4 protein-coding genes and 1 pseudogene are annotated in these 2691 nt (G+C 66.7%); 1 reads left to right on the top strand and 4 read right to left on the bottom strand.

Annotation, left to right across the window (positions count from 1 at the left end; translation table 11 throughout):
* The 3 genes from VFF46_RS17515 to VFF46_RS17505 form a co-directional block, all read right to left on the bottom strand.
* Positions 1-834 (bottom strand): IucA/IucC family protein (locus VFF46_RS17515; RefSeq protein WP_325038200.1); only part of this gene is annotated, 834 nt, incomplete at its 3' end.
* 8 nt (positions 835-842) lie between these two features.
* The gene (locus tag VFF46_RS17510) at positions 843-2090 is read right to left on the bottom strand and encodes a lysine N(6)-hydroxylase/L-ornithine N(5)-oxygenase family protein (protein WP_325038199.1); all 1248 of its coding nucleotides are present in this window, start codon (positions 2088-2090) and stop codon (positions 843-845) included.
* 1 nt (position 2091) lies between these two features.
* The gene (locus VFF46_RS17505) at positions 2092-2259 is read right to left on the bottom strand and encodes a GNAT family N-acetyltransferase (protein ID WP_325038201.1); all 168 of its coding nucleotides are present in this window, start codon (positions 2257-2259) and stop codon (positions 2092-2094) included.
* On the opposite strand from VFF46_RS17505, the gene VFF46_RS17500 reads away from it, so the two are divergent.
* Positions 2204-2356 (top strand): hypothetical protein, encoded by a 153-nt coding sequence (locus VFF46_RS17500; protein WP_325038198.1) that lies wholly within the window; start codon positions 2204-2206, stop codon positions 2354-2356. The two genes, VFF46_RS17505 and VFF46_RS17500, sit on opposite strands and share 56 nt — an antisense overlap.
* A 119-nt stretch (positions 2357-2475) precedes the next feature.
* On the opposite strand, the pseudogene VFF46_RS17495 reads toward VFF46_RS17500, so the two are convergent.
* Positions 2476-2691, bottom strand: a pseudogene (locus VFF46_RS17495) (aspartate aminotransferase family protein); the annotation flags it as partial.

Genomic DNA, 2691 nt, shown 5'->3' with positions numbered 1-2691 from the left:
GACCTCGCCGAGGAGTTCGGTGCCGAGCGCGCGGAACACGTCGTCGCGGGACCAGAGGCCGCGGAGCCACTGGGTGATCATCGGGGCGGCGAGCGTGCAGTGCTCGGGGATGCCGCGGTAGACCGAGGTGTTGAGGATCTTGAGGGGGAGCTTGACCTGGTAGCGCGAAGGGTTCGAGATGTTCACCATCGTGCGCATCGACTGCGTGGGCAGGTACTCGTCGGGGCTCTCCCCCAGTACGACGATCTCGCCGGTCGCGAGCTCCCGCGCCCACCGCGTGCGTACGACGTGGTCGAGCTGCCACGGGTGGCACGGCAGCCAGACGTACGCGTCCGGGTCGTCCAGCTGGGCCCGGAACGCCGACACCGTGGCCGGGTCCAGCTCTCTGGCTAGTACGGCGTGCTCGGACAGTTCCGGCGTACCACGGAACTCGGCGAGGCCACGGCGTACGGCGAGCCACACCAGGTGCAGCGGAGTACGTGCCTCTGGGGCGTACTGCTCGCTGTCGGCGGCGGAGAAGCCCTGACGGCCCTTGTTGGCCACCAGGAGCGGGTGTCCGGTCAAGTGCCCTTCCAGGCGGCTGTGGTGGACCTCCAGCAGCTCAGCAGCCGGTACGGCGGTCTCAGCGATCCGTACGTCGGCCGCCAGCGTGCTGGTGAGCTCCGCAACGTACCCGGCCACGGTGGACCCATCCACTCCCAGTACGTCGGCCGCGTCGACGAAGAACTGGACCGGGTCCGTAGCGGGTTCACTCTCGTCGTTGCCGAGGATGCCGGCCGTCGTACGCCGGATGGACCCGCCAGCCTCTGATGAGCACCGCGTCCAAGTACTCATCCCAGTGCTCATCCGGGGATCGCAAACGTCGTGTACGCGGTCGACTTGGGCAGCCGGAACACCTCACGACCGGTAACGCTGTTCAGGATGCCCGCGTTGCGTACCGCACCGATGCCGAGGTCCGGTGCGGCGACGCCGTGGCTGTGCAGGTCCGCGTTCGCGACAAAAACACGCCCATCCAACTCACCACGCACGCTGTGGTCGCGGTTGATGACCCACCGACCTGCAGCGTCGTGGTCGAGCTTGTCCTGCAACGACTCCATAAAGGGCAGCGGACGGTTCCGGTAGCCCGTCGCTGCAACCACAGCGTCCGTAGTGTGCTGGAACGTCTTCTCGCTGTCTGCGTGCAGCATGGTCAGCTCCAGACCATCAGCACGCGCTACAGCGGACACAACGGCCACCCCACACAAGAGCTCCGCCGTCAGATCCCTGGTGTACAAGACGTCGTGGATATCGTCCAGGGTTTCCGACGAGATGCCCTTGTAGTGCCGCCACTGCTCCTTGACCAGTCGGTCGCGTACTGGCTCGCCCAACGCATGGAAGTAGTCGACGTACGACGGTGTCGTCATCTCCAGCACCAGCTTGGAGTAGTCCAGCGGCGCGAACGACGGCGTACGGGTCAGCCACGACACAGCAGGACCTGCTGCGCGCAGCAGGTCCAGTGCGCACTCAGCACCCGACTGCCCGGAACCGACTACCGTCACACGCCCCGCACGCAGGAGGTCGTCCCGACGGAACAGGTAGTCCGCCGAGTGCAGGAACCTGTCAACAGGCAGCCCAGCCAGCGCGGCAGGTACGAAAGGCTCGGTGCCGACACCAACCACCAGGTGCCGCGCCTCGAAGTGCTCAACGGCGTCCCCGCGCTCCACGGTCAGCTCGAACGCGGACCCGTTCCACTCGGCCGACCGTACGTGATGCCCGAAGTGCAGCGACTCCAGCTGGGCCGCACACCACCGCAGGTACGCCTCGTACTCCCGTCGCGTCGGGTGGAACTTCTCCCGCACGTAGAACTGGTAGAGCCGGTCGTTGTCCTTCAAATAGGACAAGAACGACAGGTGGTGTGCCGGCTCCACCAGGCTGACCAGGTCCGCCAGGAACGACACCTGCAGCATCGCGTCGTCGAACATCAGCCCGCGATGCCAGGTGAACTCGGGCCGGCTGTCGAGCACAGCCAGCCGTACGTCGTCCACACCGTCCGCCAGCGCGGCCAGTCCGAGGTTGAACGGCCCGCAGCCGATCGCGATCACGTCGTACATCTCATGCCTCCTGCGCGGTCCGGGGACGGACCATCAGTACTGCTGTCTTCTCGGGAAGCCGTAGCTCCCCGTGCTGGACGAAACCCGCCGCCTCGAACGCACGGAGGGAGGGCGTGTTCTCGATGTCCGGCTCCGCCACGATCCGGGTGCAGTCCGGTTCGGATCGCAGTACGGCGTCCGCGATCTCCCGGAGCAGGCGTCGGCGGTACGCCGTCCAGCAGTACGTCGGTGAACTGGTGCAGCCCGGTCCGCGAGGCGTGCTCTAGGCGCGCGGTGACTGTCGATTGTCCACTGTCGATTGTCAACAATCCGACGGCGACCGGTACGGCGGACTCCCGGGTGTAGCAGCGCAGGATCGCGTTCAGATGTGCGGCGACGGCAGTACTCACGCGGCTCCTTCGCCGGTCAGGACGTCGAGGCCGGTAGCAACGACCTGGTCCAGCAGCTCCTCGATGTCCGTCACGGTGGCGTTCGGGTTCAGCAAGGTGAGCTTCAGCGCGACCTTCCCCGAGCCGGGCAGCTTGGTGCGGCCGATCAGCACCCGCCCGGAGGTCAGCAACCGGCGCCGTACCTCGCCCTGAAGCTCGTCCGAAGCGTCCTG

Origin of the sequence: Kribbella sp. (assembly GCF_035655035.1) — a bacterium.
In the GTDB taxonomy this organism is placed as follows: domain Bacteria; phylum Actinomycetota; class Actinomycetes; order Propionibacteriales; family Kribbellaceae; genus Kribbella.
This window is presented reverse-complemented; position numbering and strand designations above follow the sequence as displayed.